28 protein-coding genes are annotated in these 25,843 nt (G+C 46.0%); 10 read left to right on the top strand and 18 right to left on the bottom strand.

Annotated features, from left to right (window positions below; all coding sequences use genetic code 11):
* Positions 1-212 precede the first annotated feature (212 nt).
* A complete protein-coding gene (locus MHI52_RS01665; protein ID WP_315371174.1) occupies positions 213-857 on the top strand; it encodes a GntR family transcriptional regulator in 645 nt (214 codons plus the stop codon).
* 67 nt (positions 858-924) lie between these two features.
* Here the strand turns inward: MHI52_RS01665 and MHI52_RS01660 are convergent, their stop codons facing one another.
* A complete protein-coding gene (locus MHI52_RS01660) occupies positions 925-1,659 on the bottom strand; it encodes a class I SAM-dependent methyltransferase (protein WP_405158320.1) in 735 nt (244 codons plus the stop codon).
* A 164-nt stretch (positions 1,660-1,823) separates the two neighbouring features.
* Between MHI52_RS01660 and MHI52_RS01655 the strand changes: the two genes are divergently transcribed.
* Entirely contained in the window at positions 1,824-2,171 is a 348-nt protein-coding gene (locus tag MHI52_RS01655) for a hypothetical protein (RefSeq protein WP_076329980.1), read from the top strand.
* A 247-nt stretch (positions 2,172-2,418) separates the two neighbouring features.
* Here the strand turns inward: MHI52_RS01655 and MHI52_RS01650 are convergent, their stop codons facing one another.
* From MHI52_RS01650 to MHI52_RS01635, 4 genes are all read right to left on the bottom strand, one after another.
* Complete coding sequence (locus MHI52_RS01650) at positions 2,419-2,646, bottom strand: cold-shock protein (protein ID WP_017691121.1); 228 nt, start codon at positions 2,644-2,646, stop codon at positions 2,419-2,421.
* A 188-nt stretch (positions 2,647-2,834) separates the two neighbouring features.
* Positions 2,835-3,035, bottom strand: coding sequence for a cold-shock protein (locus tag MHI52_RS01645; RefSeq protein ID WP_024633772.1), 201 nt, complete (start codon positions 3,033-3,035; stop codon positions 2,835-2,837).
* A 395-nt stretch (positions 3,036-3,430) separates the two neighbouring features.
* Positions 3,431-3,667: a DUF6953 family protein gene (locus MHI52_RS01640; RefSeq protein ID WP_036607962.1), complete on the bottom strand. Its 237-nt coding sequence runs from the start codon at positions 3,665-3,667 to the stop codon at positions 3,431-3,433.
* A 150-nt stretch (positions 3,668-3,817) separates the two neighbouring features.
* A complete protein-coding gene (locus MHI52_RS01635) occupies positions 3,818-4,606 on the bottom strand; it encodes a CPBP family intramembrane glutamic endopeptidase (protein WP_405158319.1) in 789 nt (262 codons plus the stop codon).
* A 304-nt stretch (positions 4,607-4,910) separates the two neighbouring features.
* On the opposite strand from MHI52_RS01635, the gene MHI52_RS01630 reads away from it, so the two are divergent.
* The gene (locus MHI52_RS01630) at positions 4,911-5,582 is read left to right on the top strand and encodes a phosphatase PAP2 family protein (RefSeq protein ID WP_405158318.1); all 672 of its coding nucleotides are present in this window, start codon (positions 4,911-4,913) and stop codon (positions 5,580-5,582) included.
* A 134-nt stretch (positions 5,583-5,716) separates the two neighbouring features.
* On the opposite strand, the gene MHI52_RS01625 is transcribed toward MHI52_RS01630, so the two are convergent.
* Positions 5,717-6,496 carry an AraC family transcriptional regulator gene (locus MHI52_RS01625; protein WP_036607966.1) on the bottom strand — a complete coding sequence of 260 codons (780 nt, stop codon included), beginning with the start codon at positions 6,494-6,496 and terminating at the stop codon, positions 5,717-5,719.
* A gap of 112 nt (positions 6,497-6,608) precedes the next feature.
* On the opposite strand from MHI52_RS01625, the gene pyk reads away from it, so the two are divergent.
* Complete coding sequence (gene pyk / locus MHI52_RS01620) at positions 6,609-8,024, top strand: pyruvate kinase (protein WP_036607968.1); 1,416 nt, start codon at positions 6,609-6,611, stop codon at positions 8,022-8,024.
* Between the two features lie 145 nt (positions 8,025-8,169).
* On the opposite strand, the gene MHI52_RS01615 is transcribed toward pyk, so the two are convergent.
* The gene (locus tag MHI52_RS01615; RefSeq protein WP_339190260.1) at positions 8,170-9,699 is read right to left on the bottom strand and encodes a PAS domain-containing protein; all 1,530 of its coding nucleotides are present in this window, start codon (positions 9,697-9,699) and stop codon (positions 8,170-8,172) included.
* A gap of 177 nt (positions 9,700-9,876) precedes the next feature.
* On the bottom strand, positions 9,877-10,326 hold the full coding sequence (locus tag MHI52_RS01610; RefSeq protein ID WP_282319669.1) for an SRPBCC family protein: 450 nt from the start codon (positions 10,324-10,326) through the stop codon (positions 9,877-9,879).
* 226 nt (positions 10,327-10,552) lie between these two features.
* Between MHI52_RS01610 and MHI52_RS01605 the strand changes: the two genes are divergently transcribed.
* The 3 genes from MHI52_RS01605 to MHI52_RS01595 are packed head-to-tail and all read left to right on the top strand — an operon-like array spanning position 10,553 to position 12,694.
* Positions 10,553-11,092, top strand: coding sequence for an SUKH-3 domain-containing protein (locus MHI52_RS01605; protein WP_405158317.1), 540 nt, complete (start codon positions 10,553-10,555; stop codon positions 11,090-11,092).
* Positions 11,089-11,826 carry a WecB/TagA/CpsF family glycosyltransferase gene (locus MHI52_RS01600; protein ID WP_253505032.1) on the top strand — a complete coding sequence of 246 codons (738 nt, stop codon included), beginning with the start codon at positions 11,089-11,091 and terminating at the stop codon, positions 11,824-11,826. Before MHI52_RS01605 ends, MHI52_RS01600 begins: the two co-directional genes overlap by 4 nt.
* A 28-nt stretch (positions 11,827-11,854) precedes the next feature.
* A complete protein-coding gene (locus tag MHI52_RS01595) occupies positions 11,855-12,694 on the top strand; it encodes a DUF6597 domain-containing transcriptional factor (protein ID WP_405158316.1) in 840 nt (279 codons plus the stop codon).
* A gap of 16 nt (positions 12,695-12,710) precedes the next feature.
* On the opposite strand, the gene MHI52_RS01590 is transcribed toward MHI52_RS01595, so the two are convergent.
* A complete protein-coding gene (locus tag MHI52_RS01590) occupies positions 12,711-13,244 on the bottom strand; it encodes an MOSC domain-containing protein (RefSeq protein WP_253505025.1) in 534 nt (177 codons plus the stop codon).
* A 257-nt stretch (positions 13,245-13,501) separates the two neighbouring features.
* Here MHI52_RS01590 and MHI52_RS01585 point away from each other — a divergent pair, with 257 nt between their 5' ends.
* From MHI52_RS01585 to MHI52_RS01575, 3 genes are all read left to right on the top strand, one after another.
* Positions 13,502-13,867, top strand: a complete 366-nt coding sequence (locus tag MHI52_RS01585; RefSeq protein ID WP_081745883.1) for a DUF1304 domain-containing protein — start codon at positions 13,502-13,504, stop codon at positions 13,865-13,867.
* A gap of 76 nt (positions 13,868-13,943) precedes the next feature.
* Complete coding sequence (locus tag MHI52_RS01580; protein ID WP_405158315.1) at positions 13,944-14,783, top strand: DUF4261 domain-containing protein; 840 nt, start codon at positions 13,944-13,946, stop codon at positions 14,781-14,783.
* Positions 14,784-15,044: 261 nt separating this feature from the next.
* Positions 15,045-15,404, top strand: coding sequence for a hypothetical protein (locus MHI52_RS01575; RefSeq protein WP_036607981.1), 360 nt, complete (start codon positions 15,045-15,047; stop codon positions 15,402-15,404).
* Between the two features lie 148 nt (positions 15,405-15,552).
* Here MHI52_RS01575 and MHI52_RS01570 read toward each other — a convergent pair whose 3' ends face one another.
* The 9 genes from MHI52_RS01570 to iolD all read right to left on the bottom strand — a co-directional run bounded on the left by MHI52_RS01570 (position 15,553) and on the right by iolD (position 25,696).
* Positions 15,553-16,059 carry a GNAT family N-acetyltransferase gene (locus tag MHI52_RS01570; RefSeq protein ID WP_253505021.1) on the bottom strand — a complete coding sequence of 169 codons (507 nt, stop codon included), beginning with the start codon at positions 16,057-16,059 and terminating at the stop codon, positions 15,553-15,555.
* Positions 16,056-16,583, bottom strand: a complete 528-nt coding sequence (locus tag MHI52_RS01565) for a hypothetical protein (protein WP_253505018.1) — start codon at positions 16,581-16,583, stop codon at positions 16,056-16,058. Before MHI52_RS01565 ends, MHI52_RS01570 begins: the two co-directional genes overlap by 4 nt.
* A 330-nt stretch (positions 16,584-16,913) precedes the next feature.
* A complete protein-coding gene (locus tag MHI52_RS01560) occupies positions 16,914-17,921 on the bottom strand; it encodes a LacI family DNA-binding transcriptional regulator (RefSeq protein ID WP_253505015.1) in 1,008 nt (335 codons plus the stop codon).
* A gap of 130 nt (positions 17,922-18,051) precedes the next feature.
* Entirely contained in the window at positions 18,052-18,858 is an 807-nt protein-coding gene (gene iolB / locus MHI52_RS01555; RefSeq protein ID WP_074093115.1) for a 5-deoxy-glucuronate isomerase, read from the bottom strand.
* Positions 18,859-18,968: 110 nt separating this feature from the next.
* Positions 18,969-20,021, bottom strand: coding sequence for an inositol 2-dehydrogenase (gene iolG / locus MHI52_RS01550; RefSeq protein WP_047841170.1), 1,053 nt, complete (start codon positions 20,019-20,021; stop codon positions 18,969-18,971).
* Positions 20,022-20,090: 69 nt separating this feature from the next.
* Positions 20,091-21,566 (bottom strand): CoA-acylating methylmalonate-semialdehyde dehydrogenase, encoded by a 1,476-nt coding sequence (locus MHI52_RS01545; RefSeq protein ID WP_282319683.1) that lies wholly within the window; start codon positions 21,564-21,566, stop codon positions 20,091-20,093.
* 98 nt (positions 21,567-21,664) lie between these two features.
* A complete protein-coding gene (iolC, locus tag MHI52_RS01540; RefSeq protein WP_047841171.1) occupies positions 21,665-22,675 on the bottom strand; it encodes a 5-dehydro-2-deoxygluconokinase in 1,011 nt (336 codons plus the stop codon).
* 199 nt (positions 22,676-22,874) lie between these two features.
* On the bottom strand, positions 22,875-23,777 hold the full coding sequence (gene iolE, locus MHI52_RS01535) for a myo-inosose-2 dehydratase (protein ID WP_127551649.1): 903 nt from the start codon (positions 23,775-23,777) through the stop codon (positions 22,875-22,877).
* 53 nt (positions 23,778-23,830) lie between these two features.
* Entirely contained in the window at positions 23,831-25,696 is a 1,866-nt protein-coding gene (iolD, locus tag MHI52_RS01530) for a 3D-(3,5/4)-trihydroxycyclohexane-1,2-dione acylhydrolase (decyclizing) (RefSeq protein WP_340983709.1), read from the bottom strand.
* Between the last annotated feature and the right edge of the window lie 147 nt (positions 25,697-25,843).

The raw sequence follows: 25,843 nt of genomic DNA, 5'->3' as shown, positions 1-25,843 counted from the left end.
TATCACAATCATTATTTAAACATTTATACGCTTTAATTCCATAAAATGTGATATATATAACATAGAATTTACATCGGCTGAAACATGAAGTTTGCTTGCCCAACTTCCCCCTCGGTGTTAAGATGATAAAAACTTGAAACTCCTGAACGGCGCGTACAGTACGGCCCCACACCCATCTATTTATTCACTATACATAGAAAGGAGGATTCGGTATGGAGGTACCCAAATACCGGTCCTTGAAAGATCACGTATACGATTACATTGCCCAGAAGATTCAAGACGGGACGTTGCTTCCCAACCAGAAGATCAACGAGGCAGAAATATGCAAAAAGCTGGACATCAGTCGCACGCCTACTCGGGAGGCGCTTTTCCAGCTGGCTTCAGACAATCTGCTGCAATACATCCCACGCAGGGGATTTATTGTCACTCCTTTTGATGCAGGCAAAAAACTGGAATTCTCCCAAGCGATCGGTGTGCTGGAGGCACTTGCTGCCACACTTGCAACAGACCACCTCAGACCATCTGAACTTTTGGAGATGGAAACTCTGGTTGTTCGAATGGACGAAGATATCAGCCAGCTTGATCTTGCTGCCTACAACAAGAACCAATATCAGTTCCATAATCTGTACATTCAGCGATGTGGTAATGCAACAGTCATTGAGATGTTAAACACATTGAAGAACAGTTTCATCCGGCAATCTTATGTTAGTGATAATAAACCAAAGCTATCTGAGGTACTGCTCGAAGTTAATGAAGAGCACCGGCAAATTTTAAGTGCTTTTCGAGCCAAAGATAAGAACCAACTGGAAGCCCTGCTCAAACACCACTGGCGGATTATCGACAACGATATGTTGTAGTACGTTCTGTCAAAACAAACTAAAGGCAACCCACACGATTGTGTGAGTTGTTTTTTTCCTATTTTTCCTATTTTTCCTTTTTGACCTCCAACGGTGCCCTAGCCGCAAAAACAGCATATCCCAACTTTTTGCCGTATTTCGCGAGCAAACGATCATTGGTTTGACTCATTCGCTGCATACGTTCATCCTCAAACCAATTCATATCGATCTCGCGATGTGGATCATGATCAACGCTCCATTTTGCAATGGATCGCGAATGTTCTTTGACCTCTACCTTGGTGAAACCACACTGCTTGAGGCGTTTTCTCCATGCTGTGGCCGTTACCAGGGTTCGTATACCGTAAAATTGCTTTAACCTGCGACACATCAATTCGGTCTTCTGGCCTGATAGAACCATCTCCCGATCCACTAAAAGTCCTCCGGGCTTCAACACCCTTCTATACTCAGCAAGTGCACTCCGCCATGGGGTGAAGATCGTGACCGACTCCACAAATACCACGTCAAAATGATTTTCCGGAAAAGGTAACGATGTTACATCAGCCTGAACAAATCGAACATCCACCCGTTCTCGTCTCGCTCGCCGAACTGCCTTATCCAGCATATTGCGATGAAGATCAATCGCCGTTACCCGATATCCACTTTTAGCCAGGTAACACGCAGTCCTCCCAGTGCCGCACCCTATCTCAAGAATATGATTACTCACTGGCAGAGATAAGCCATCCAGCAACTTCAGTGTTGCCAAAAATCCTCCAGGATGGGCACTTCCCTCCCCTAACCGAGCCAGCATGTCATGATAATCCACGCGACATCCCCTCCTCACTTCTCCCAGTGTATGGAGTAGATTCAAAAACGGCTCCTCCCCATTCGATTTTCCGGGTACTCGTCCATACCAATTGGTCTTCTTTTTACTATGATATACAAACCGTTGAATTCAAGCGGCAACCGCATCTAATGAGGAGGATTTGCATGTACAGAATTAATCGGGTATGTGAAGAAACGGTTTCTCCGCACGTTGGACGTTCCGTTTGTCTCGTTATGAACGACGGTAAGCATATGTATGGTACGCTTAGTCAATGTCGTGATGGCAAAATTTATTTGAACGGGTGTTTCGAGGGACCACGGCTGTGTTCCGTCAAATCCAAACAGCAGCTGGTAAAAAGCATCAAGAAAAACGCTGTTGCAACAAAAAAAGTTAAATCTTCGGCCTACGGTCGATATGGTTACGGAGGATACGGTGGGGGTTACGGCTATGGAGCAGGAATCGATCTGGCTCTGGTAGCAACATTGTTTCTGCTGCCGTTCCTGTTCATCTAAATTCCAATCTGATCGTTGTAAAAATTGTAGTCATAACAAAGACCCTTTTTGCTTATAGCGAAAAGGGTCTTTATCTTTTTCATATGATTCACATCAATCACACTATATTTTTCTGTTAAAAAATGATACAAAAAAAGGCATTCGCCAAAACGAATGCCGGGAACTTCATATTTAATACCCTTACCTTCGCACAGGGTGTCTATTTGATCTTAAAAAAAAACACCTCGTTAGAGGCGGGTAAGCTATGTTAAATCCGATTTCCTTTAGGCATCGTTTTCAGATTACTATTCGAATTCTCAAGCAATGGTAGCATCCTAGTCGTGCTGACCATCTCAGAAGCACATATCGGACAAGTAGGTACGTTATCAAACGCAAAATTGTCCCGCATCCATCCTTTGCACGTATCACTCGTACATTCCCAGATTGCCGCATCAGCTTGTGGAATCTCTTCCAACGGTTTTTTGCGATTATACATGACTTCTACCCCCTTTGTTATGGAAAAACATCTAACCGACGTTATTTCACAGAAGACTACACTTAGCGGAAGTTTAACGTCCCACCGGACTCCTGCCTCGACAACTAATGGGCCGACTTTTATATAACTGATCAAAAAAAAGAAGCTGCCTTTACCATTATAACATGTTAAAGGCAGCTATGCTTTAATTACAGTTTTACAACTTCTTCTGCTTGAGGACCACGGTTTCCTTGTACAATTTTAAATTGTACGCGTTGACCTTCGTCCAGCGTTTTGAAGCCTTCGCCTGTAATAGCGCTGAAGTGTACGAATACATCTTCTCCGCCTTCAACTTCGATGAAACCGAAGCCTTTATCAGCGTTGAACCATTTTACTGTTCCGTTTTGCATGTGAATTACACCTCCAAATAAAGATTAACATGTTCCTTTGTTCTTTGCAGCAAGCAAATAAAAATTCACACATTGAAAAAGGTACCAGTCATAAACCTATAAGTGATCGCCCTTTACAATATATGAATTAGGTTTTCCACTCTCTACAACTTGTTTTTATTATAACTCCATTTCAGCCAAAAAGCAAATCTTTGTATTTTCTTTTCAAACAGCTTTGGAAATACATGTTATTAACACGCGTGGGGCCAGGGTTTATAACGCTTATGTGCCTGATCACTTGTGTACGGTCTTATGAAAGGATATGCAGATCTAATCCATCTTATACATTTTTTATATAATATTCTGACATGCATATCCAACACAACCAACGAATCATCTTACTCCAGTATAACACACTATGTCCATGCCCACATAAATGCATCCCGATCCCAGGCGATCTGCCCACGATGAAGCTTTCGGAAAGCTTTCTTCACTTCCTTGGACAATGATGTATTGCCGTTCTCGTTCACAAAAACAAACTCTTCACCAAAATGGGTCTTCACATATTCTATGGCAGCTTCCTGATGAAGTGTTCCTGTGAATTTAATCTCCTGTACCATCCATTCTGCTACACCTTGTGCTGTCTTCTCCACTATATCACCTACTGTCTAAACCTATTGTACGGATAGGCAGACCTCGTATCATGAACATATCTGTCTTCCCGCCAGACTGAAGTATACCATGATCCAACTGCTGACGGGAAACTGTATGATAACTACTTCGAAGCAATACCCGCAATACCCTTAATGAACAACCGTATTCGCTTGCTCACTCCCTTTGGATGGAATAGACGAATTTGTTCGAATGCTCCACACTAACCATGCACAGTAAGCAATCAGTACTGCCAGTATAAACAGATCGTAAGGGAGTGTACCTGTGTCCTCCAGATCATTCCCTAGAAATTGAATCAGATTATGTATGAAATGAAACAATATAAGCGGTACGATATTTCCGTTCTTCAGCATCAATAACGCCAATACAGCTCCCAGGAGTAGCGCATAGATCAATTGTATGATCGTATCCGTCATATCCTGACCAGACAATGCGTTCAATAGATGTGTAATGGAAAACAAGATGCTGGAGGTCACAACTGCGGCCACTGCACTTTTTTGAAGCAAGGTCTTGAAGATAAGCCCCCGATAGATCGTTTCCTCAACAAAAGCTACGAGCAAGGTAAAAAAGATGAAAAAGGCTACCCGTGACAAGCTCAGCTCCCAAAATCCTTTCAGGGCAAGTGTACCCAGTACAAGGAGTAGTGGAATATAATACTTTGCATGGCCAGCTGGGATACTTCGCAAAGATCGGAAGCCAGTCTCTCTCCACTTGCGCCTTAACGTCAGATAGATCATCAGAACAATGGCGATGGGTGTAAAGGAAATGAGTACAGGGGAAGTGTAGTCGAGTTGTTTTATCGTTGCAATGGCCCCTGCTGCAAATACGGCTAACAGGAGAAGCAGCTCAATAATCACAACGGTGAGTACAGGTTTCCGCTCGGAAAAGGAATGTTTTGGCTTGGCTTGCGGATTAATCATACATTTGCCTACCTCGTTTCATTTATGTTTTCCGTTGTCATAAGAACTTATATGCCAATATAGTTGTATCACATTATCCGTATATTGAATATTCCTATTATGGATAAAACTATAAAAGTAACAAAAAAGAGACTTATCCTGACTTCTTTTCCCCTAAAATCAGGTATGGCTTATACCTTTATCTGTCCATTATAGTATTACAAGAGTTCAAAGTTGCAGGGGTGTGGCGACTCTTCAGCGTCTTATATCTATGAAGTACCCATAACGATAGACTCACAATGCATAATGAAATCAGGAGGATACTATGAAAGCATTCTTTCAGCGCTGGGGGCATTTACTGGCTATTCTGTGCATACCGCTCCAAGGCTCCATTTACGTATTTCTAGGCAGCAACACCGGAAGTGATGTCTTCTACAATTATGCTTGGATTGACACACAGATTCCTTTTCTCAAAGAATTTATTTATCCGTACATTAGCTGGATGCCCATTCTGTATCTTGGATTTCTCTATTTGGGTCTGACGAACAAGTCGCTATTCTGGCGTACGTTGATTACCTATAATGTTGGTGTCATGGCTGCCAATGTCTGTTTTGCGGTGTTTCCTACCCATGTCCCGCGCCCGGAGGTCGGCGGAACTGATCTGAGCAGCGTGTTAGTACAGTTTATCTATACCAATGATGCGCCCTTCAACTGTTTCCCAAGTGTTCACGTTCTGACCAGCTATTTGCTGTTTATTGTGATTAACAGACACTTGAACTTTAGGCCTTTGGCACGGATTTCTTGGTCGGTATGGCTGTGGTTGATCATTGCTTCGACGGTGTTTGTAAAACAGCATTCCTTGCTGGACATCGCTGGAGGCATTTTGTTTGCTGAGGGAGCGTATTGGACTGTACATGTCTTTGCTCTTCGTCTTGGGCAGGCACGAAAAAAAGGCAAGCAGCCACTCACAGCCTCTAACCCAAGCAGTCATGTATAACGACATTTATTGATGTAACAGGTGGGATGATGATCCTGCTATACAGCAAAAGAGGGCATAGGCCCTCTTTTTTTGTACTCATTGAATTAAACCTACTTATATAGAAGAACTTTATTTGGGTTGGACTACGCGTTTCACGCTATAGGTGGTCGTTCATGAAGAAGGTCAGACGGTGGACTCCCGGTTATACGTTTGAATATGCGGTAAAAATAAGACAGGTCCCGGTAGCCGAGAAATTCGGCAATTTCCTGGATGGAGAGTTGTGACTCAGTGAGCAGATATATGGCTCGTTTCATCCGTTGATCATGGACATATTGACTGATGGTCTGATTTGTCATGCTTTTGAATAATGCGGCAGCATAATTGGGAGTTTTATTGATCTCGTCCCCGAGTTCTTCCTTCGTCACTTTCTCCCGATAATGCCGCTCAATATATCGCTTCATCCGTTCAACATGATTATGCCTCTCCGGCGGGATAACTCCACGATCAAGCTCCCTGTTCATATAAATCAACACTTCCATCAATAAGGCTTGGCTCATCATGACATAATAAGACGGACGCTCCTGCCATTGTTGATAAATAGCGCTCATGCGTTGATGGATCAGTTCGTAACATCCAGGTTTATGCCGCAAAGCCTCATACCGTTCCAGTGCAGGCAGAGTTTCGGTATGGTCGCGTTGCAATTGAATTACAATCTGTGTGTGCGTTACTGTAGGAATACTCTTGCCGTAATATGGGGTACCACCTGGAATGAGGAGCAATTCCCCCTTTTCCATGATCTGTTTATCACCGTTCACCCAATATACACATTTTCCATAAGTAACCAAGCTAAGCCGCCAAGTTTCTTGAGATTGCACAGCTTCTTCGTACCAACCGACACCATTAATATGTCGTACTTCAAGTGGAGTGACCATAACACACCTCATTATCGGACTATACTCTAATCATTGTACTATAGTTCATACCCTGATTCGACAGAAAACGCTACAATACACATATAAGCTTAAATATGAGGAGGAAATTAGCATGTTAAAAACAAAAATTATTTGTACCATGGGACCTGCTTGTGACTCAATCGAATTGTTAAAAGTAATGATTCAGGAAGGTATGACCGTTGCCCGTCTGAACATGGCTCATGGCGAACTGGAAGATCACGTTACACGGATTAATAATATCCGCAAAGCAGCTTCCGAACTGAACACCTATATACCGATCATGATGGACATCAAAGGGCCGGAAGTACGTATCGGTAAACTGAAAGAAGCATCCTGCCATCTGCAAGCTGGTAAAGAGTTGATCCTGACTACCGAAGAAATTCTTGGTGACGCTGAGCGTATCTCGGTAAACTATCCGGAACTGAACCTCGTTGTGAAACCTGGCGATCGTATCCTCATTGATGATGGCCTTGTGGATCTGACTGTACTGTCTGTGGAAGGATCCGATATCCATTGTAAAATCATCAGTGGCGGCATTCTGAAACCACGCAAAGGGGTTAACTTGCCAGGAATCAAAACGACATTGCCAGGTGTAACCGAGCGTGACGTTATGCACATCGGATTTGGGATCGAAAACGATATCGAAATTATCGCAGCATCCTTTGTTCGTAAAGGTGATGACATCCGTGAAATCCGCAGCATTTTGAAAGAACGCGGTGTAGACCACGTTCAGATCATCTCCAAAATCGAAAACCAGGAAGGTATGACCAACCTGGACGATATTATTGAAGCATCTGACGGCATCATGGTAGCTCGTGGAGATCTCGGGGTTGAAGTTCCGATCGAAGACGTACCAATGATGCAAAAAGAAATGATCGATAAATGTAACCGCGCTGGTAAACCAGTTATCGTAGCTACACACATGCTGGAGTCCATGCAAGTGAACCCACGCCCTACTCGTTCCGAAGTTAGTGACGTGGCCAATGCTGTACTTCAAGGTGCTGACGTTGTGATGTTGTCCGGTGAATCAGCTGCTGGTAAATATCCGGTACAATCCGTGCGCACGATGGCTGCTGTTGCTCGCCGTGCTGAAACGATGATCGATTACAAAGAGCAATTCGCACAAAAATCGGCTCAACAGATCGCTGATATTACTGAAGTTATCAGTCAGGGCGCTGTAAGTTCTTCCCTCGTACTGAATGCAAAAGCAATCATCACTTCAACTGAGAGTGGATTCACAGCACGTATGATCTCCAAGTATCGTCCAAAAGCACCAATCATCGCAGTTACACAACATGAAGAAGTATTGGCGAAAATCTGCCTGCTCTCCGGTGTTATTCCGGTTATGGGCGACAAAGTAACCACAACGGATGAAATGTTCGAGTCTGCTACGCGTAACGCAATCAAAACAGGTTACATTGAAAAAGGTGATATCATTGTGTTGTCCGCTGGTGTTCCAATCGGTCAATCCGGTAATACAAACCTGATCAAAGTTCAACAAGTTTAATTCAATAACTGAACTGAAGCTATATATCTTAGCTATAAAATAGAAATAGAAATACAAAAAACCACCGGGAGCTGAAATGCTTCCCGGTGGTTTTTTGTTGATGTTGTTGCCAATGATCGTGATGTTATAACAAACGGCTTCGAGATTATAGATTCCTCGAGTAATTAACCAGATCCTGTGACATGGTGTTGATCTCATCCATTGAAGCATTTACCTGCTGTGTCAGGGCAGCCTGATTTTGTGTTAACGTGGACATATTACCGATATGTTCAAGAATCTGATCAATCAATGTTTTCATCTTCTGCATGCTATCTTCGATATTTACTGTGGCCTCCGAACTGTGATCAGCCAGTTTCCGCACTTCACCTGCAACGACGCCAAATCCCAGTCCCAGCTCTCCCGCTCGTGCAGCTTCAATGGCTGCATTCAACCCCAGCAGATTGGTTTGACTGGCAATCTCTCGAATAAATACGGTGATATTCTTCGTATCATCTGCACTGCTTTTCACTTGAATGGCTGCATCGGCAGATAATTCCTGCGCAGTCACCAGATCCTGTGCCTGATCGGTAATCGAGTTGATTCCACGTACCATCTCGCCAATGGACTCCGACAATTGTTTTGTTTTCAGATTCATGGCTTCCACGATCTGTTCCTTATTCTTCTCATGGGTAACATCTCGAATGGTTCCAGCTACACGGAGTGGTACTCCATCCTGATCCCGAATGGTCTCCCCACCCGCGTGATACCAACGATACTCCCCGTCTTTGCGTTGCAGACGATAATCCAGATCGTACGGTGTACGACCACTGTAATCGTTCATATGTCTGGCAAATTCGTTGATCGTCCGATCATGGTCTTCCGGATGAAGTCGGCCGCTCCAGCTGCTGAACACATTCGGGAAATCCTGCTCGTCTTTAAACCCTAATTCTTTACGGAACTGGGGTGACCACCAAAATTCGTTATTTGGATTAACTACATCTCCAGCCACAACGGTCATATCCCACGGAGCCTCCACCAAGGCGCGGTTAACCAGATCATATCGGGTGACGAGTGCTTCCAGCTCATCAGACTTGCTCTTCTCCTCATGAATATCAAACATGATGCCCAGGAGTTTGACCGGAACTCCAGCCTGATTTCGGATGACTTGTCCAAGGCATCGGAACCAGCGGATTTCTCCACTTTTTGTAATCATACGGCTGATGACGTTATAGGCAGTTGTTGCTCTTGTGTCATTCACATGTTTCATAATCTCCTGCACCAGTTGAGGTCTGTCATCCGGATATATCGATTTGGCCCAGCTTGCAAATGAATTGGGATAATCCTTGGCATTATGGAACCCTAACATTTGGCGGAATTCATTCGAAAATGTGACGATATTATTGTTATCCAGTGGATCACCAGCAACAATTTCAGATTCCCATAATCCCACGTTCATCGCCTGATTCAGCATTCTAAGGCGCATTTCCGCGTCTTCGTTTTGAGCTTTCATCATATGTACTGCTTTTTTGATATTACTAGCTATTTCATCGGTATCCTGAAACTCAATGCCATCTTCGATCCATGTGTCATAGTCGCCCTTTTCTGCGTTTGCTACCAGTTTACGACTATACTCCAATAATCTCTGATGAGTATCTGTACGAAGGTGTTTGGTCGAATCATTACGTTTACGAAACATGCTCATTTCTCCTCTTAGCTCATATGTTATATATTTCGACATTATCAGACATTAAGTGTAGAGCAATGGTCTTAATTTTGTATAAAAACAAGAACCAGCGCTGAAACAGCACTGGTTCTTATATTAAATGCCTTTATTTTTTATGAAAATAAATCTTAAATGACTACCTCTTCCCAGCTACCAGCCAAAATTCAGTGTTTTCCCCGTCTCCACCCAAGTTTTGATGCTGCTTAGAATCATCCACCAGCTGCTCTGTGCATTCGCAACGGAAGGATGGTTATCTGTAAATTGATCATTGATCAGCGTCAGCTTCGTACACTCACCTACAGTTTCCAACTGGAAGACCACTCTGGATTGAAGCTCGGCATGATTCGCATGGTACGACGGTCCAGGATGCTCCTGATAACTAAGTCTGGACAACGGTTCAAATTCTAATATATCTCCATACACATGGACAGTCTCCGCACCATCATTGCCCGGTCCTACATAAGCAAACGGCTGACCTGGTTGGAAATTGGTGCGGAGTTCGCTGCCGAAAAAACTATTCCGTGTGCCGTCTGGTGATATTAGAGCATTCCACACCTCTTCCAGTCCTGCATTGATATAGAATTCATATTTCAGTTCCATGGACTCACTCCCTTTATGTATTGGATACGCGATCTGCCAAGCTCGCACTCCTATCCTATCGTTATACCCCAAAGGCCGTATTGTAAAAACGCGACAACAGGTAAAATATAAGCTCTTTATGTTGCTGGGAATGTTATACCATGATCCCAACGGATTGCGCCTATATAGTGCTTTCCCAGAAGATCAGATATACTAAACTGGAATGAAATAACAGGAGTTGTTCAATATGACTGGAACGTCACAATCCTCATTGTTACCCTATCAACAAATGATTCAGTTGCTGCAGAAAGCGGGTTGGTATGAGAACCGATGCGTTGACATCTCGGCATACATAGAGCAGTGCCCTACATCCGCAGATTTATTTCCGGCTGCCCGATCGTTTCTAGAAGAGTTTTGGGGAATAGATGAAATTATATATTTTAAATACTATAGCCACATCTCCGGGGAAGTGCTGGCTGAAAGCCCCTGGCATGAATATGAAGTTCATTTTATTCCGAATGCTGAAGAGACACTACGTTGTTCCACAGAGATGCATTCGATCTTGAAATACGCTAATGAAGATTGTTATTGTCTTGGATTAACCGGATACTACTATTCCGCAGTCACAGCCATTGGCCGTTCGGGCAAACTGTATCTGTTACACGACTATGATCCAAACGTACATGCATTCGATAATCTGATTGACAGTATGATACATGAACTTCACATGCATAAGCTTGTTCCCCATTCACTCATGGGATGGAATAAGAAAGGAAATGAGATATGAGCCAATCAACCAATATTATGGGTATCCCTTTTCCCAATGTCACGATGAATCAAACGGTTGCAATCCTTGGTGAAGTTGTAGATCAGGGAAGCAATGAACTGTTCCATGTCATCACAGGCAATCCCGAGATTGTTATGTCCTGTCAAAAGAATGCCTCTCTTCGCAAGGTTGTCGATCAAGCCGGGTTGGTCACGGCTGACGGTGCTGGCATTGTGATGGTATCCCGTTTCCGCGGCGGTCAATTGACTGAACGGGTAACCGGTTGTGATCTGCTGTTTCGTTTATTAGAGGAAGGCAATCAAAAACACTGGTCATTCTACATGCTGGGAGCAGAAGAAAGTGTCAGTGAAGAGGCCGTGAAAGTTATTGCGCAACGTTATCCGGGAGTTGTTGTAAAAGGTAGACATCATGGTTACTTCCAGGCAGATGAGGAACAACAGATTGTGGAAGAGATTTGTACTGCTCAACCAGACTTTCTTATCGTGGCTCTTGGCGCCCCCCATGCGGAACACTGGATTAACAAGTATCGCCACCAGTTGAACGCTCGTGTAGCCATAGGTGTTGGAGGCAGTCTCGATATCGTGGCTGGCAAAACCAAGCGTGCCCCTGCGATATGGCAGAAGTTTAACCTGGAATGGCTCTATCGCCTCCTCAGTCAACCATCGAGATGGCGCAGGCAACTCATTTTACCCCGTTTTGCTGTGCGGGCATTGTTGTTCAGAGAACCTAAATAATGTGAGATGAGCAGGAGGGATGATTCGGATGAAACAGGTAGAACAAGGAGACAGACCAAGTATGGGCCTGTTGAATCTGAATGAAGGTGACCATAAATATCAACTGACACGCCATGCTCCTTCCGAAGCACTTCGACCTTTTGTTAAACATTACTGGATCGTATCGTGGGATCTGACTGGACTTGAACCGTATCCCCAACATGTCGTGCCTAACCCTTGTGTCAATCTGATTGTGGAACGGAACAATACGTTTTTCTTCGGACCATCGGGACGTAAATTCTCCTATCTTGTGAGCGGGAAAGGTCGTGTATTTGGCGTGAAATTCAACCCAGGAGGGTTTCATCCCTTCCTTCGGGTTCCTGTTTCTTCATTGTACGGACAACCGATGAATGTATCCAATATTCTTGACGTCACAGCGGATTCCTTGGAAGACCGGCTTCTTGGGGCGGGGGATGATGCGGATAAAACCAGTTACATCGACCAGCTATTGTGTGCACACCTTCCTGCTGAAGATGCTCAAGCGAGAATGGTTAATGATATTGTGCAACAGATTGAACAGAACCGAGAGATGCTGAGAGTGGATGATCTGTCTTCTTATTGGAATATGCATACCCGAAAGCTTCAACGGCTGTTCAATCAGTATGTGGGCATCGGACCCAAAACGGTAATCAAGTTGTATCGTCTGCAAAATGCTGCAGAATGGATGGACCGCGGTCTTCACTGTGACCTGATTAAGCTATCTCAGGATCTTGGATATCATGATCAATCCCATTTCATCCGAGATTTCAAGTCCATTATTGGCAGTACACCAGAGGAGTACTTACACTCTAGACATCCCCATGGTGAGCGCCGAGGGCTGATCAATTAGAAACCTGTCCTGAAAATCAGGACAGGTGAATGACTTCTATGGTATCCCCCGCATGAATTACACCCTCCCGTTCAACTGAGCACACGATTCCACGTTTTTTGCGCGCCGCAGGCACGAATTTTTTGCGCAAACCGTCCTGTTCGTAGAATTGTTCAATCATTTTTCCCGGATGTACACAGGGAAGGTTCTCTCCTTCGCATATTAACCCTGTCCCGTTTGGAAATAGGAGCCGCGTTCCAGCAGGCAGTTCCGTCAATCGATCAATGCCACGGACCAGTATATTGGCACCAAGCCACTCTGGACGCACTTCAGGAATGTTCATTTTCTCAGCAATAAGAGCACATTCTTCCTCAGACACAATACTGATCTGGCGGCGATTCGCAATCGGTGTACCACGCTTGTAGATTTTCTGACGTGAGTCCGCCGGACGAAGCAGACCATAATGACGGTCACCCGGAATTCCTGCAAGCTCAATATCGATAAAAGGTACAACTCGGGTCACAAATGTGGATGGATCATCAGCCAACATGACGAATTGAACTGTTCCCATAGTAATCTCCTCCCTTTCCTGAGCAATATTACTTCTTTATTGTTCATTATTACCCAATGAATGGATTGTCGACAATCGGCGTATGCTTAGCTTTGTAACCATTTTTTAATTTCAACATCAAAACTCAACTGGAAAACGATAAATAATTTTAATAATACGCAATTAAATTGTTACAAATTAAATTTACTCTTTCCGTTCTTATTACAAACATTTATACTAGGATGGACAAGTAAATAAATTACATATCAGAAAGCAAGGTGTTTCCATTGATTAGTATCATTTTTGTAGCTCTTGTAGCTGTCGAACACTTCTATATCATGGTGATGGAGATGTTTATGTGGACTCGTCCACGCACAATGAAAACCTTTAATCTCACGCCGGAATTCGCCAAATCCACCAAATCTCTCGCGGCCAATCAAGGTCTTTACAATGGATTTCTTGCGGCAGGTCTGATCTGGGGACTCGTATATCCGGATGCAGCCGTTGGACAGCATATTCAGATTTTCTTCCTAGCGTGTGTGATTATTGCGGCTCTTTATGGAGGAGCAACTTCTTCACGGTCGATCATTATCAAACAAGGTTTGCCTGCGATCATTGCGTTGTTGCTAGTTCTGTTCCTGTAATTTCTGTCGAATGGTGCATTGCTTCGATTCATGTTAACTCCTTTATGGTAAGGTAGTGAATAGATAGCAGTGTACAATGACCAGAATCGTTCTGGAATTGGAAGGAGAACATGTCATGGGATTGTTTGACAAGCTTCGGCGGCGCAAAAAGGAGAAAGTACCTGCAGGTGGTGCTGTCGAATCAACGAATTACAGTGAAACCATCGTGGGTTTTGTCCTGCTGGAGCGTGACGATTGTGATTTTGGCCTCTTCATCAGGAACATGAAGAACGAATGGGATATCGAGATTGAAGAACGCCCGGAGGAGGGCAATCTCTTTTTCGAAGTGAATGGAATGCAAGTGGTGTGTGCCCACATTCCTGCGCCTGTGCCTGACCGTGAAGTTGAGGAAAATGCCAAACTCAACATCCTTTGGCGAGAAGCGGAGCAAGTTACCTCACGGCACCAGTCTCAGATTATTGTCTCTGTTCTGAACGCAACAAATGCTATTGATGGACATGTTCTGTTCACTCAAACAGCGAGTGCCTTATTACAGTTGGATCACGCACTGGCCATATACATGGCCCCACTTGTTGTTGAAGCCAGTCAATATGTTGAAACCAGCCGTGGGATCAAACATGATGAGCTGCCAGTCTCGCTCTGGATTTTCATCGGATTATTCCAAAATGCCGAAGGCGCTTCAGCTTACACTTACGGACTACGTAACTTTGGTAAAGAAGAGATGGAGATTATGCAATCGTCTGAATCCTTAAGCGATGTATTTGAGATGATGTTCATGACCACAACGTATGTGATTGAAAACGACGTCACACTGCATGATGGGGAAACACTTGGTTTCTCGGCAGAACAAAAGCTGAGCATTTCCCTTTCCAAAGGTGTAGCAACTAAAGGTAACAGTTTGAAGATTGGCTTCTAATTTACGTAGGATTTTCAATTTATCATGTTACAGTTATAGAGGCCGTCTGGAGTTCATTCTCTGGGCGGCTTTTAGCTATTTAACCTTCCCTTCCAATGAAGATATGATAACAATCCCTGAATTTAACTTCCCTAGGAATAAGTAGTCCATAAGAACCACTTAATTATGAATTTAGTTTTCATTCTCGTTATAAAAAGGTATAATTAATAGGCTTATAGTCTCATATATTACATATTATTTTATTATCGAGGAGTTGCCTACATGTCTGTTAGACGTTTGGATTCAACTAAACCTATTATTGAAATTATCTGGGAAGGTATTGTTTCTCCTGAACATGTCGAACAAACGAATACAGAAATCCAGAGAATAGCGGAACAATTGGGAAATTCGTTTGATGTGCTAGTAGATATGCGGAACATGAAGGCTTTCCCTCAGGATACCAAAGAAAAAATTGTGGAACACCAGAAACTACTGACACAGTGGGGGATGAAGCGAGCTAGTGTAGCCGTAGGTGGTGCGATCGCCAAAATGCAATTGAATCGGATCTCCAAAGAGTCCGCGCACCAGACTGAATTCCAATGGGAAACGTATGACGAGGCTTTGGCATTTTTGTTGAAATAATATTGAAGTGCTACGGACTTAGTATAATAAGAGAGATACCGATGCTGTACATGGCACACAGAAAGAGGCGTTCCCATGAGGAAACGCCTCTTCTTTTGCAGTTCCACGTGGTTTACTCAGTTTTGCCAGTGATCCGAACGCTCATCATTTAAGATTCAAGTTTACTTACACGCACCATCGTTACTGATGTACCATTTAGGGACTCCTCCACGAATCCTAACCGGTTATATAAGCGAATCGCTTGGTTATCCGGGTCAACACTGAGCGAGACTGCTTCAATTCCCCGCCGTTCAACCTCATCTAATGCGGACTGAAGCAGCAAGGTACCTATTCCTTTTCCACGTGCATCTTCCGTTACAGCCATCCCCATCTCTGGCGTAGCTGCATTCACATAACCGTATCCCGCATTCTGATCCGTATAGAATCGTAATGTTATTGAACCTAGTCTCTTGCCCTGCTGGTCAACTGCAACATACCCGAAATCCCCTTCTCTCCCCCATTCTTCAACGTATTTGGATAGTCCGGGAGTATGAATACTTTCGATTGGAAAAGGTTCATCACCTTCTCTTCTATGCAGGGATGCGTATAACATCTCCCATAGAAAGGGAATATCCTGTTCCTCAATCGCACGTACATGATAGTTGGTCTTGGTCATGTTTGCTCCTCCTTCATCTTTTCAAAAAGGCGGTCCATCTCATTCAGATTAATCTCATTGGTAATCTCGTAGTCTTCAAGTTCGTCTCTCGTTTTTGCCTCGCTGTAGATTGAGATGGACTTTTCATTATAAAACGTCAGTCCGAATCCATCGGTAAAGCGGCCTTCTTTATTAATGGTAAGTCGCCACTCATAGTAATGCGGATTCCTTTCGGAAACGTCAAATTCCCGTACTCTTTTAAGATCAACATCCTTTAATAGCTTCAGCATGTCTCTAATCTCTTTGGGATCTGTAATCGTTATTTCATCATCTTCATTATACGGTTCATTGTCGGAAATTTTCCTAATCGTCAGTCGATCCAATGTATCCAGCATCGTCATATGATCGGTGACCTCTGCTCGAAACGTCGTATGTTTGCTAGGGATATACATAGTGTATTGACCGGAGGTATACATACGCACTGCAATAGCTAAAAAAACAATAATCATGGCGATACCCATAATCATCTTGATTCGTTTAGTCATCTCAATCCCCTCTCTATACCTACACAAAACATATAAATTGGTAATTATTGATATATTCCAGTATAACATCTCACTCCTTCTGTTCCAATGTCATTTCTTATCTCTGGTCCCTCAATTACGATGACGTTTTGGGCTACACTAAATTAAAGATTTAAACAAACAAGCCGTGTTCTCCCATAGGGTGAACGCGGCTTGTTTGTTTACTTTGTTATATTGTTTTATTACCTATTCAGAACCAGGTAAGACGATAACCCTTATCCCGAGCCATGAATATTACACACGTAGACTTGGCCTCACGTCTGTTCAGCGTACGCCGAAAACTATTTGTTTTCAGCCCAATACACGGCCTGCTGATTCTCGGATGACCAGCTCAGGCTTCAGCACAATCTTCTGTGGCTCTTTTTGTTCATCCTTTAACTCTTCAATCAACAGATCTACAGCACGATGTCCCAGTTCTTCAATTGGCTGGGCAACGGTCGTAAGCGGTGGACTGGTCACCGAAGCCAGAATGGTGTTATCAAACCCTATGATGGACACATCCTCTGGAACGCGTAGCCCCAGCTCCTTGGCTGCCTGAAGAGCACCGATGGCCTGAATGTCATTACAACAGAACAAACCTGTCGGGTGATCCTTCTCACCGAGCAGCAGTAAGGCCTCTTTTTTGGCCGAGCTCAGATCAGCTGCCGATTCTCGGATCTGATTCGGTTCCAGCGTATGACCTGCCTTAATCAGTGTTTCACGGAATCCACGTACACGTTCCTGACTGCTGCTGACTTTGGACGGTTCCGACAGAACCGCTACACGGGTGTGCCCAAGTTCAAGCAGATGATCTGCTGCGAGTGCTCCGCCAAGTATGTCGTCAATAGTGACCGTATGTACCGACAGGGATGGCATATGACGGGCAATCAGAGCAACAGGGATGGACTGCTGCAAGAGGGGTGACAAAATTTCGGCATTATCGATCCCGGTTCCGATCATCATGCCATCTACCCTTTTTTGCTGGAGCAAATTCAGGTAACGCTCTACCCGCTCGTCCTTATTATCCGTACTGCAGATGACCACGCTATAACCCAATTGACGGCTACGATCCTCGACAGCTCTGGCGAGTTCTGCGAAATACGGGTTTGAGATGTCCGGTACGAGCAGCCCCAATGTATACGTCTGCTTCCCTGTAAGTGCAGCTGCGATCGCACTGGGTTGATAATGAAGGCGTTCCATGATCTCCATAATCTCAGCGCGCCGCTTCTCGCTGATCTTGCCTTTGCCATTAATGACCTGCGAGACGGTTGCAATGGATACACCCGCCTCGCGTGCTATATCGTATATGGTTGCTTTCATTGTTTTTTCCCCATTTGTGCTATATATAAATTTCGTTATACATAGATAATTGTTCTCTTCTTCTCATTATGCAGGGGGAAGTCTGCATACGCAACTTGAAGCCAGCACAATGTGCGTAGCATGAACTGTTTTACTTTTTCATCAACCACTCATGGTCAGGGTCATTATGGAATTTCCAGGTCCGGGTTGGTCCAGCCATCACGTTCAGATAGTAGACCTCATACCCCGGAGGAGCGCCTACCGGATGATATCCGTCCGGAACAAGCACCACTTCTCCGTTCTTCACTGCTAGCGTCTCGTCCACAGAACGATCATCCGTGTATATACGCTGAATGGCAAACCCCTGCTCAGGCTGTACACGGAAATAATACGTTTCTTCCAGCAAAGATTCATCCGGGAGTGCGTCCCGATCATGCTTATGTGGCGGGTAACTGGACCAATGCCCATCTGGCGTGAATACCTCAACAACGAGCAGACTGTCCGCTTCCTTCTGTTCCGGCAAAATGTTGTGAATCTGGCGTTCCAGATTGCCATATCCTCGTGCCTCAACCCCTACATCTTCGGGTGCAATGAGACGAGCCGGGTACGTGCCTTTACCGGGTGCAACACATATAGCGATTTCCAGTTCGGTACGTGCTGTGATCTGTACTTGATCGGAAGTTGAGACGTAGACCGAATACGGCGGAATTTTCTCGAAAACACTCATTCTTTTTCCGATATTATCCCATGTGTGCTCCCGGGTACTTACATTGGCGAAACCACTGAGAAGCACCACACAGAGTTCTTGATCACCGCTCTCACGGGTTAGCGTCTCCCCCTCCGCCAGCTTCGCTACCTGAAAGCCAACATATTCCCACCCCGCCGACTCCGGTGTTACGTTTATAAGTGTACCGTCTCCCTCCGGGTTGACCACGGGTTTCACAATACGTTCTGACATCTTGTCATCCACTCCTTTCTGTAATCGTCCACAACAACCTGATACTTATAAAAAACAAAAACTTGGACCATTCTTACGCTCTATTAGAAAAAAGTGACTTTAATCATCCACTATGGCGTTGCCGTTTGCGATTCCAGTGACATCCCAGGAACTTCACTCAGCTTCACAGGTCTTCCCCGCTCCATGGACATTTTTGCTGCCAGTGCAATTCGTTCTGCCTGTACTGCATCGTGGCCATCAACGATAACCGGTGTATCATGAATGATTGCATCGATAAAGAGGGCTGTCTCCTGTACATATGCTTCATTGTAGCGTTCCAGGAAAAAGTGTAACGGTTTGTCGCGCATAAGCCCGGCCGCTGTACTGATCTCAGCCGTATTTGGATGATCATTCGCCGCTACGGCGCTGCCCTTCGAGCCAAATACTTCAACACGCTGATCGTATCCGTATACTGCCTGACGACTGTTATCAATAACACCAATCGCTCCATTGGCAAAAGTCATCGTTACAATCGCTGTATCCACGTCACCATGTTCCGCAAAAACCGGATTGATCAGCACGTTGCCCTGAGCGTACACTTCTTCCACTTCACTCCCGGACAGATAACGGGCCATGTCAAAATCGTGGATCATCATGTCCATGAAGATCCCGCCAGACACCCGGATATACTCCGCAGGCGGTGGACTCGGGTCGCGAGACGTAATTTTGATAATATGTGGATCACCAATCGTACCATCCTGCACATGCGTACGTATCCGTCTGAAGTTGTGATCAAAGCGGCGGTTAAATCCAATTTGTAGCTTCACGCCAGCCTTCTGAACTGCCGCTACAGCCGCTTGGGTCTGTGCCAGATCCATGCTGACCGGCTTCTCGCAGAAGATATGTTTGCCCGCCTGGGCGGCCTGTTCGATCAGCGGCACATGTGTATCTGTTGAAGAACAGATCAGCACCGCGTCTACATTAGGCATCGAGATCAACTCGCTGCTGTTCGTTGTTACAACAGGGATGCCACGACTGGAGGCCCAAGCCTCCAATTCAGGACCTGCAAATAAGTCACTGATTCCCACAATCTCGGCATGCGGGTTACGCAGGAGATTGTCTGCATGAATTTTGCCGATCCGTCCAGCACCGATGATGCCAATTCTCACTTTGTCCTTGCCCATTCCGTTATCCTCCCTATGTGCGTCCATATGGGCTGGGCGTTCCCCTTAGCCCGAGTGATGCTCTGGTTGTTACCAGCGCGCCGTTACCATCTTCTTGCGAGTGTAGAATTCAACACCATCCGTACCATTGGCATGTAGATCACCATAGAAGGACTTTTTCCAACCGGAAAACGGGAAAAATGCCATTGGTGCAGGTACGCCCAGGTTAATACCCAACATGCCCGCATCAATCGTTTCACGGAATTGACGCATACTCGCTCCGCTGCGGGTGAACAGACACGCCCCGTTGGCAAAGTCGGAACGGTTCGCCAGCTCAACGGCTTCCTCCAGCGTAGACACTCTTGCCACCGAGAGTACCGGAGCAAAGATCTCATCCTGCCAGATTTTCATATTGCTATCAACTTGGTCGAATACCGTAGGCCCTACAAAATAACCGGATTCACCTGTCGCCTGATCCTTACGTCCATCCCGAATCAATGCCGCGCCTTCCTGCTCTCCGGCTTCAATGTAACTGAGTGTACGCTCTTTATGTGGTCCACGGATGACAGGACCGAGGAACACGCCCTCATCCATGCCGTTACCAATGGTAATGCGGTCTGCCGCTTCCACCAGCTTTTGTACCAGTTCGTCAGCCACATCACCCACAGCCACAACAACCGCACATGCCATGCAACGTTCCCCTGCTGAACCAAAAGCTGCACTGGTAATCTCTTTCACGGTTAGATCCAGATCGGCGTCCGGCATAACGATGGAGTGGTTTTTGGCACCCGCGAGTGCCTGTACCCGTTTGCCATGCTTGGATGCAGTGGTGTAGACGTATTCAGCTACAGGTTGTGATCCGACAAAGGAGATCGCTTGAACATCCTTATGTTCCAGCAACCCGTTCACGACATCATGTGCACCGTGAACGATGTTGAGCACACCGTCCGGAAGCCCCGCTTCCTTGAACAGCTCTGCCAGGCGGCCTGCCAGCAGCGGTGTGCGCTCGGACGGCTTCAGGACAAAGGTGTTACCACACGCAATAGCCAGCGGGAACATCCAGCACGGCACCATCATCGGGAAGTTGAATGGGGTAATCCCCCCAATTACGCCGATTGGGTAGCGGTACATGCCCGACTCCAGTCCTGTCGCGATGTCAGGCAGTTGTTTGCCCATCATCAGATTCGGGGCACCTGCCGCGAACTCGACGCATTCAATGCCACGTAATACCTCGCCGTACGCTTCGGCATAACTTTTACCGTTCTCCAGTGTCACCAGGCGAGCGAGCTCTTCCCAATGTTCAACCAGCAGCTGCTGGTAGCGGAACAGAATACGTGCACGGCGCGGAACCGGTGTGCTGCTCCAGGATTTGAACGCTTCTCGTGCTGTCTGAACCGCCAGATCCACGTCCGCTTGTTCGGACAGTGGCACATGTGCAATAACCTCTTCTGTAGCCGGATTCACCACTGGGTCCGTGCGAGTTGACGCTGGGGTTACCCAGGCACCTCCGATCCAGTTTTGTACCATTGTCGCTGTTGCAGACGCTTCAGAAATTCCTTTTCCCATAGCCCTGTCTCCCTTCGCTTATGTGTGATCCCTTATGTTCAACATGTTCATTGTTATAGATCTGTATGAGTACGTTGTTCAAAGTATTGCAACGTGCTTCAAGACACGGTAATCTCGCCCCGATTGCAACGTTCAATGTAGTCATTCACCTGTTCCACCGTTGGCATTGCATCCGAACAGCTGTGGCTTGAAATAACGATACTTGCTGCGCCACTGCCATACGCCATACTGCGCTCAATTGTCCAGCCCTGCATCAATCCATACAGGAACCCAGCCGCGTAAGAGTCGCCTGCGCCGAACGTTTTGACCACTTTTGCCGGATAGCTGTCCGCACGATGGGAAAGCCCTTCACGCGTATAAGCAATGGACCCTTCCTTGCCGTGTTTGATTACTACAATATTCGCTGAGAAATCAAACCATTTCTGTGCAGTCACCTGATCGCTATGATCCGGATTGTGGTCGAATGTCTCCATCATGTCGAACTCTTCACGTGTGCCGAGGATGATATCGCATTTCTCGGCTGCAAGGTTGTAATAGACCGCTGTCTCTTCGTCCGATGTCCATGTGTATGGGCGATAGTCCAGATCAAACACAATAACTGTGCCATGTTTTTTTGCATACGTTAGTGCCTGTAATACGGCTTCACGGGATGGGCTCTGCGCGAGGGCTGTGCCTGAGATTAACAGCACTTTGGAGTCAGCAATCAACTGCTCTTGTACCTCTTGCGCCTGTAATAACAAATCCGCTACATTGTCCCGGTACATCAGGATACTGCAATCCGTTGGGCTTTTGATTTCGGTAAAAGCAAGCCCTGTCACCGCTCCAGTGTCATCTGTAACTACATTTGATGTGTCGATGCCGTTCTTCTCCAAATAACTCTGGATGAATCTGCCCATCTGGTCACCCGCGATCTTACCGATAAAAGCCGTCTCCATACCCAGTCTGGACATGCCAATCGTAATATTGGCCGGAGAGCCACCTACATACTTCGTAAACGTCATCGTCTCTTCCATCGGGCGATTGATCTCATTGGCGTTCAAGTCGATGCACAAGCGGCCAATCGCGGTGAAATCCTTCTTCCTGGATACCGGAAAGGATACGTAAGTCATTGCATGTGAGCCCCTTTCTGTAGTGGGATTTTCCATGTTGTATATCGATATCTAGACTAGTTACTCATTCCATCGTAAGAACTCGTAAACGGCTAGAGTAAGTCAGTTTTATTTTCCAATCGTAACTTTATACTCTTGCTGGCCTTCTTCCTTTTTCACTTCATAGGTGCAGCATCTGACCGCTGCAATGCTGAACGAATCAGCTGTGTTGGTATAACGACTCCATATAGTTCAGGGAGCGTTTGGCATACTCATACGGGTTATGAATCGCAGGGTCCTGCTCTCCTTCAAGCATCGCCCAGCCATCGTACCCTCGTGTGATCAGTTCTTGCAGAATTGGTGCAAAATCAATGCATCCATCGCCTGGTACAGTGAACACTCCTCTACGAATACAGCCGACAAAGTCAGATTGCTCCGCGCGTGCTTCATCCAGCACATGCGGGCGGATATCTTTCAGATGGATATAGGCGATCCGATCATAATGTTTGCGTAGCAGTTCAAGTGGATCGGCTCCGCCATAATAGGCATGACCAGTATCATAGAGCAGGTACACGAGAGAAGGGTCTGTCAGCTCCATCAATCGATCAATCTCATCCGGTTGCTCTACCACTGTGCCTCCATGATGATGGTACGTAAGCTTCAACCCATGTTCGCGAGCAATAGCACCTGCTTCGTTCAACCCTTCAGCAAGAATATGCCATTCAGATTCGCTGAGTCTGAGCACTTCTTTTTCATTCGGAGTTCGTCTTGGATCAAAATGAAGTGACCCGCCTACCTCCGCCGTACTGATTACCTTACTGCCCATGGATTGCAGAAACTCCGCATGTCTGCGATAACTGTCCAGCTCCGACTGACGATATGCCGGATCGGAGAAAAGTACGGATTTCCACTGGGAGACCAGCTTGATATTCCTTTTGCTCAATTCCTCACGCAATATAGCAGGATCGGTAGGATATTTACGTCCCATCTCTGTACCCGTCAGCCCAAGACGCTGAATGTCATCCAGAATCTGTGCACACGTTGTCGCATCACCATGCTCCTTCACATCTTCACCGACCCAATTGATCGGATGAATCCCCAGCTGGAATGGCAGCTTGCTCATTGCCCCACGTCTCCTTTGTCGTTCAACATTGTGGTTCACTATATTAAACCGGATTAAATCGGTCTTGCTTTGGCACGGTTGGCTTGCATGGTGTGATGAGCATGAACTACCTTTTCTTCGGCAGATACCTCAGGTACACCCACATTCCACCATGACTCGTATCCACCTGCGTTGGTTCCAGGCACGACCGGAATCTCAATCAACGTACTCACTGTTTCGTTCTTCGCATCTCGGAGTGCTTGTTCCAGCTGTTCTGCTGTCTCCGCTCTATAGGATTTGGCTCCCATGCTTCGGGCGTGTGCAGCAAAGTCCATTGGCATGTAATCCCCGGTCAATCGTCCACTCTCGGATTCCCGATAACGGAACTCATTGCCAAACCCGTCACTACCATGTTCCCGCTGCAAATTATGAATACATTGGAATCCATTGTTGTTGAATAATAAAATAGTCATCTTCTTCTGTTCCTGCAAACTGGTCACAAACTCCGAATGCAGCATCAGATAACTGCCATCACCGACCATCGCGTACACTTCACGATCCGGCTCGGCAAGTGCTGCTCCGAACGCTCCACTTACCTCGTACCCCATACAGGAGAACCCATACTCCATGTGATACGTCTTTGGTTCAGACGCACGCCACAGACGATGCAGATCGCCTGGCAGACTGCCCGCCGCACACACAATAACGGAAGATGGATCAATGGTCCGGTTAACGATGCCAACTGCTGTAGTCTGTGCCAGCCCTGCTTCATGTTGAGCTGCATACAGCCGATCCACTTCTGCATTCCATTCAGCGCGGAGATCAGCGATTTCGGATGCGCCATATGCACATCGATATTGTCTTTCCTGCAATTCCTTTTGCAAAGCCTGCAATCCTTCGCGTGCATCTGCCAGAATGGCTTCCCCGCCTAACTTGGCGGCATCCATGCCGTTCAGGTTAATGTTGATGAATGAAGCTTCCGGATGTTGAAAAGCAGAGCGGGACGCCGTCGTAAAATCCGAGAACCGCGTACCGACGCCGATCACAACGTCTGCTTCTCTCGCCAGCCTATTGGCTGCTAGAGAACCTGTAACCCCGATGGCCCCCACATTTAGTGGGTGGTCCCAAGAAACTGCGCTCTTGCCCGCCTGCGTCTCGGCGATCGGAATACCAAATGCCTCGGCGAATTCCACGAGCTGGGCGGATGCCTCAGAATACAACACACCGCCGCCTGCAACGAGCAACGGTTTCCTGCCTCGGGCAATCTGCTCCGTTGCCCGCTCAATCGCTGCCTGTACCGGGGGACGACGATCCAGATAATGTACTTTGCGGGCAAAGAACGATTCTGGATAATCGTATGCCTCTGCCTGCACATCCTGCGGCAATGCGAGCGTTACTGCTCCTGTCTCTGCTGGATCGGTTAGCACACGCATGGCCTGTGTAACAGCAATCATCAACTGTTCAGGACGAACGATGCGATCCCAGTATTTACTGACGGCTTTGAATGGATCAGTGGCTGAGATTGTATAATCACTGCTCACTTCCAACTGCTGAAGTACCGGGTCCGGTTCCCGTGTAGCAAAGTTGTCTCCAGGAAGCAATAAAACCGGAATTCGGTTCACTGTTGCAGTAGCTGCCGCCGTAATCATATTCAAAGCACCAGGTCCAATGGATGTAGTACATGCATAGATCTGTCTACGGTTCTTCTGCTTGGCATAAGCCGCTGCCGTATGCACCATGCCTTGTTCGTTCTTGCCTTGCATATACGTCAGGCTTCCCGGACTGCGCTCCAGCGCTTCTCCAATGCCTGTTACATTGCCATGTCCAAAAATACCGATGATTCCCTTCACAAACTTGGTTTCCACCCCGTCAACCGAGATATATTGCTGATCCAGGTATCGAAGCAGTGCCTGAGCCATCGTTAGTCGAATTGTATTCATGAATTGATCGCCGTCCTTTCCTTTACGGGTTAAGCGCTTAATCTACGTTAAGTTTAAGCGCCTTACCCCTAAAGGTTAAGCGCTTAATTGATATGGTATTACAGGTTAATGATTTACGCAAGCTATTTTTGTAAGCGTTTTTATAAA

Source organism: Paenibacillus sp. FSL H8-0283 (assembly GCF_045040675.1).
In the GTDB taxonomy this organism is placed as follows: domain Bacteria; phylum Bacillota; class Bacilli; order Paenibacillales; family Paenibacillaceae; genus Paenibacillus; species Paenibacillus amylolyticus.
Note: the sequence above shows the minus strand (reverse complement) of the source record. Positions and strands in the feature narration are given on the sequence as shown.

Coding starts and splice junctions, on each gene's coding strand:
- MHI52_RS01605 (WP_405158317.1), top strand. CDS start 10,553: ATGACTGGAACGTCACAATCCTCATTGTTACCCTATCAACAAATGATT.
- iolD (WP_340983709.1), bottom strand. CDS start 25,696: ATGAATACAATTCGACTAACGATGGCTCAGGCACTGCTTCGATACCTG.
- MHI52_RS01570 (WP_253505021.1), bottom strand. CDS start 16,059: ATGACCAAGACCAACTATCATGTACGTGCGATTGAGGAACAGGATATT.
- MHI52_RS01565 (WP_253505018.1), bottom strand. CDS start 16,583: ATGACTAAACGAATCAAGATGATTATGGGTATCGCCATGATTATTGTT.
- MHI52_RS01560 (WP_253505015.1), bottom strand. CDS start 17,921: ATGAAAGCAACCATATACGATATAGCACGCGAGGCGGGTGTATCCATT.
- iolB (WP_074093115.1), bottom strand. CDS start 18,858: ATGTCAGAACGTATTGTGAAACCCGTGGTCAACCCGGAGGGAGACGGT.
- iolG (WP_047841170.1), bottom strand. CDS start 20,021: ATGGGCAAGGACAAAGTGAGAATTGGCATCATCGGTGCTGGACGGATC.
- MHI52_RS01610 (WP_282319669.1), bottom strand. CDS start 10,326: ATGGAACTGAAATATGAATTCTATATCAATGCAGGACTGGAAGAGGTG.
- MHI52_RS01655 (WP_076329980.1), top strand. CDS start 1,824: ATGTACAGAATTAATCGGGTATGTGAAGAAACGGTTTCTCCGCACGTT.
- MHI52_RS01595 (WP_405158316.1), top strand. CDS start 11,855: ATGAAACAGGTAGAACAAGGAGACAGACCAAGTATGGGCCTGTTGAAT.
- iolE (WP_127551649.1), bottom strand. CDS start 23,777: ATGAGCAAGCTGCCATTCCAGCTGGGGATTCATCCGATCAATTGGGTC.
- MHI52_RS01650 (WP_017691121.1), bottom strand. CDS start 2,646: ATGTATAATCGCAAAAAACCGTTGGAAGAGATTCCACAAGCTGATGCG.
- MHI52_RS01665 (WP_315371174.1), top strand. CDS start 213: ATGGAGGTACCCAAATACCGGTCCTTGAAAGATCACGTATACGATTAC.
- MHI52_RS01600 (WP_253505032.1), top strand. CDS start 11,089: ATGAGCCAATCAACCAATATTATGGGTATCCCTTTTCCCAATGTCACG.
- MHI52_RS01630 (WP_405158318.1), top strand. CDS start 4,911: ATGAAAGCATTCTTTCAGCGCTGGGGGCATTTACTGGCTATTCTGTGC.
- MHI52_RS01575 (WP_036607981.1), top strand. CDS start 15,045: ATGTCTGTTAGACGTTTGGATTCAACTAAACCTATTATTGAAATTATC.
- MHI52_RS01545 (WP_282319683.1), bottom strand. CDS start 21,566: ATGGGAAAAGGAATTTCTGAAGCGTCTGCAACAGCGACAATGGTACAA.
- MHI52_RS01580 (WP_405158315.1), top strand. CDS start 13,944: ATGACCAGAATCGTTCTGGAATTGGAAGGAGAACATGTCATGGGATTG.
- MHI52_RS01645 (WP_024633772.1), bottom strand. CDS start 3,035: ATGCAAAACGGAACAGTAAAATGGTTCAACGCTGATAAAGGCTTCGGT.
- MHI52_RS01625 (WP_036607966.1), bottom strand. CDS start 6,496: ATGGTCACTCCACTTGAAGTACGACATATTAATGGTGTCGGTTGGTAC.
- iolC (WP_047841171.1), bottom strand. CDS start 22,675: ATGACTTACGTATCCTTTCCGGTATCCAGGAAGAAGGATTTCACCGCG.
- MHI52_RS01635 (WP_405158319.1), bottom strand. CDS start 4,606: ATGATTAATCCGCAAGCCAAGCCAAAACATTCCTTTTCCGAGCGGAAA.
- MHI52_RS01615 (WP_339190260.1), bottom strand. CDS start 9,699: ATGTTTCGTAAACGTAATGATTCGACCAAACACCTTCGTACAGATACT.
- pyk (WP_036607968.1), top strand. CDS start 6,609: ATGTTAAAAACAAAAATTATTTGTACCATGGGACCTGCTTGTGACTCA.
- MHI52_RS01590 (WP_253505025.1), bottom strand. CDS start 13,244: ATGGGAACAGTTCAATTCGTCATGTTGGCTGATGATCCATCCACATTT.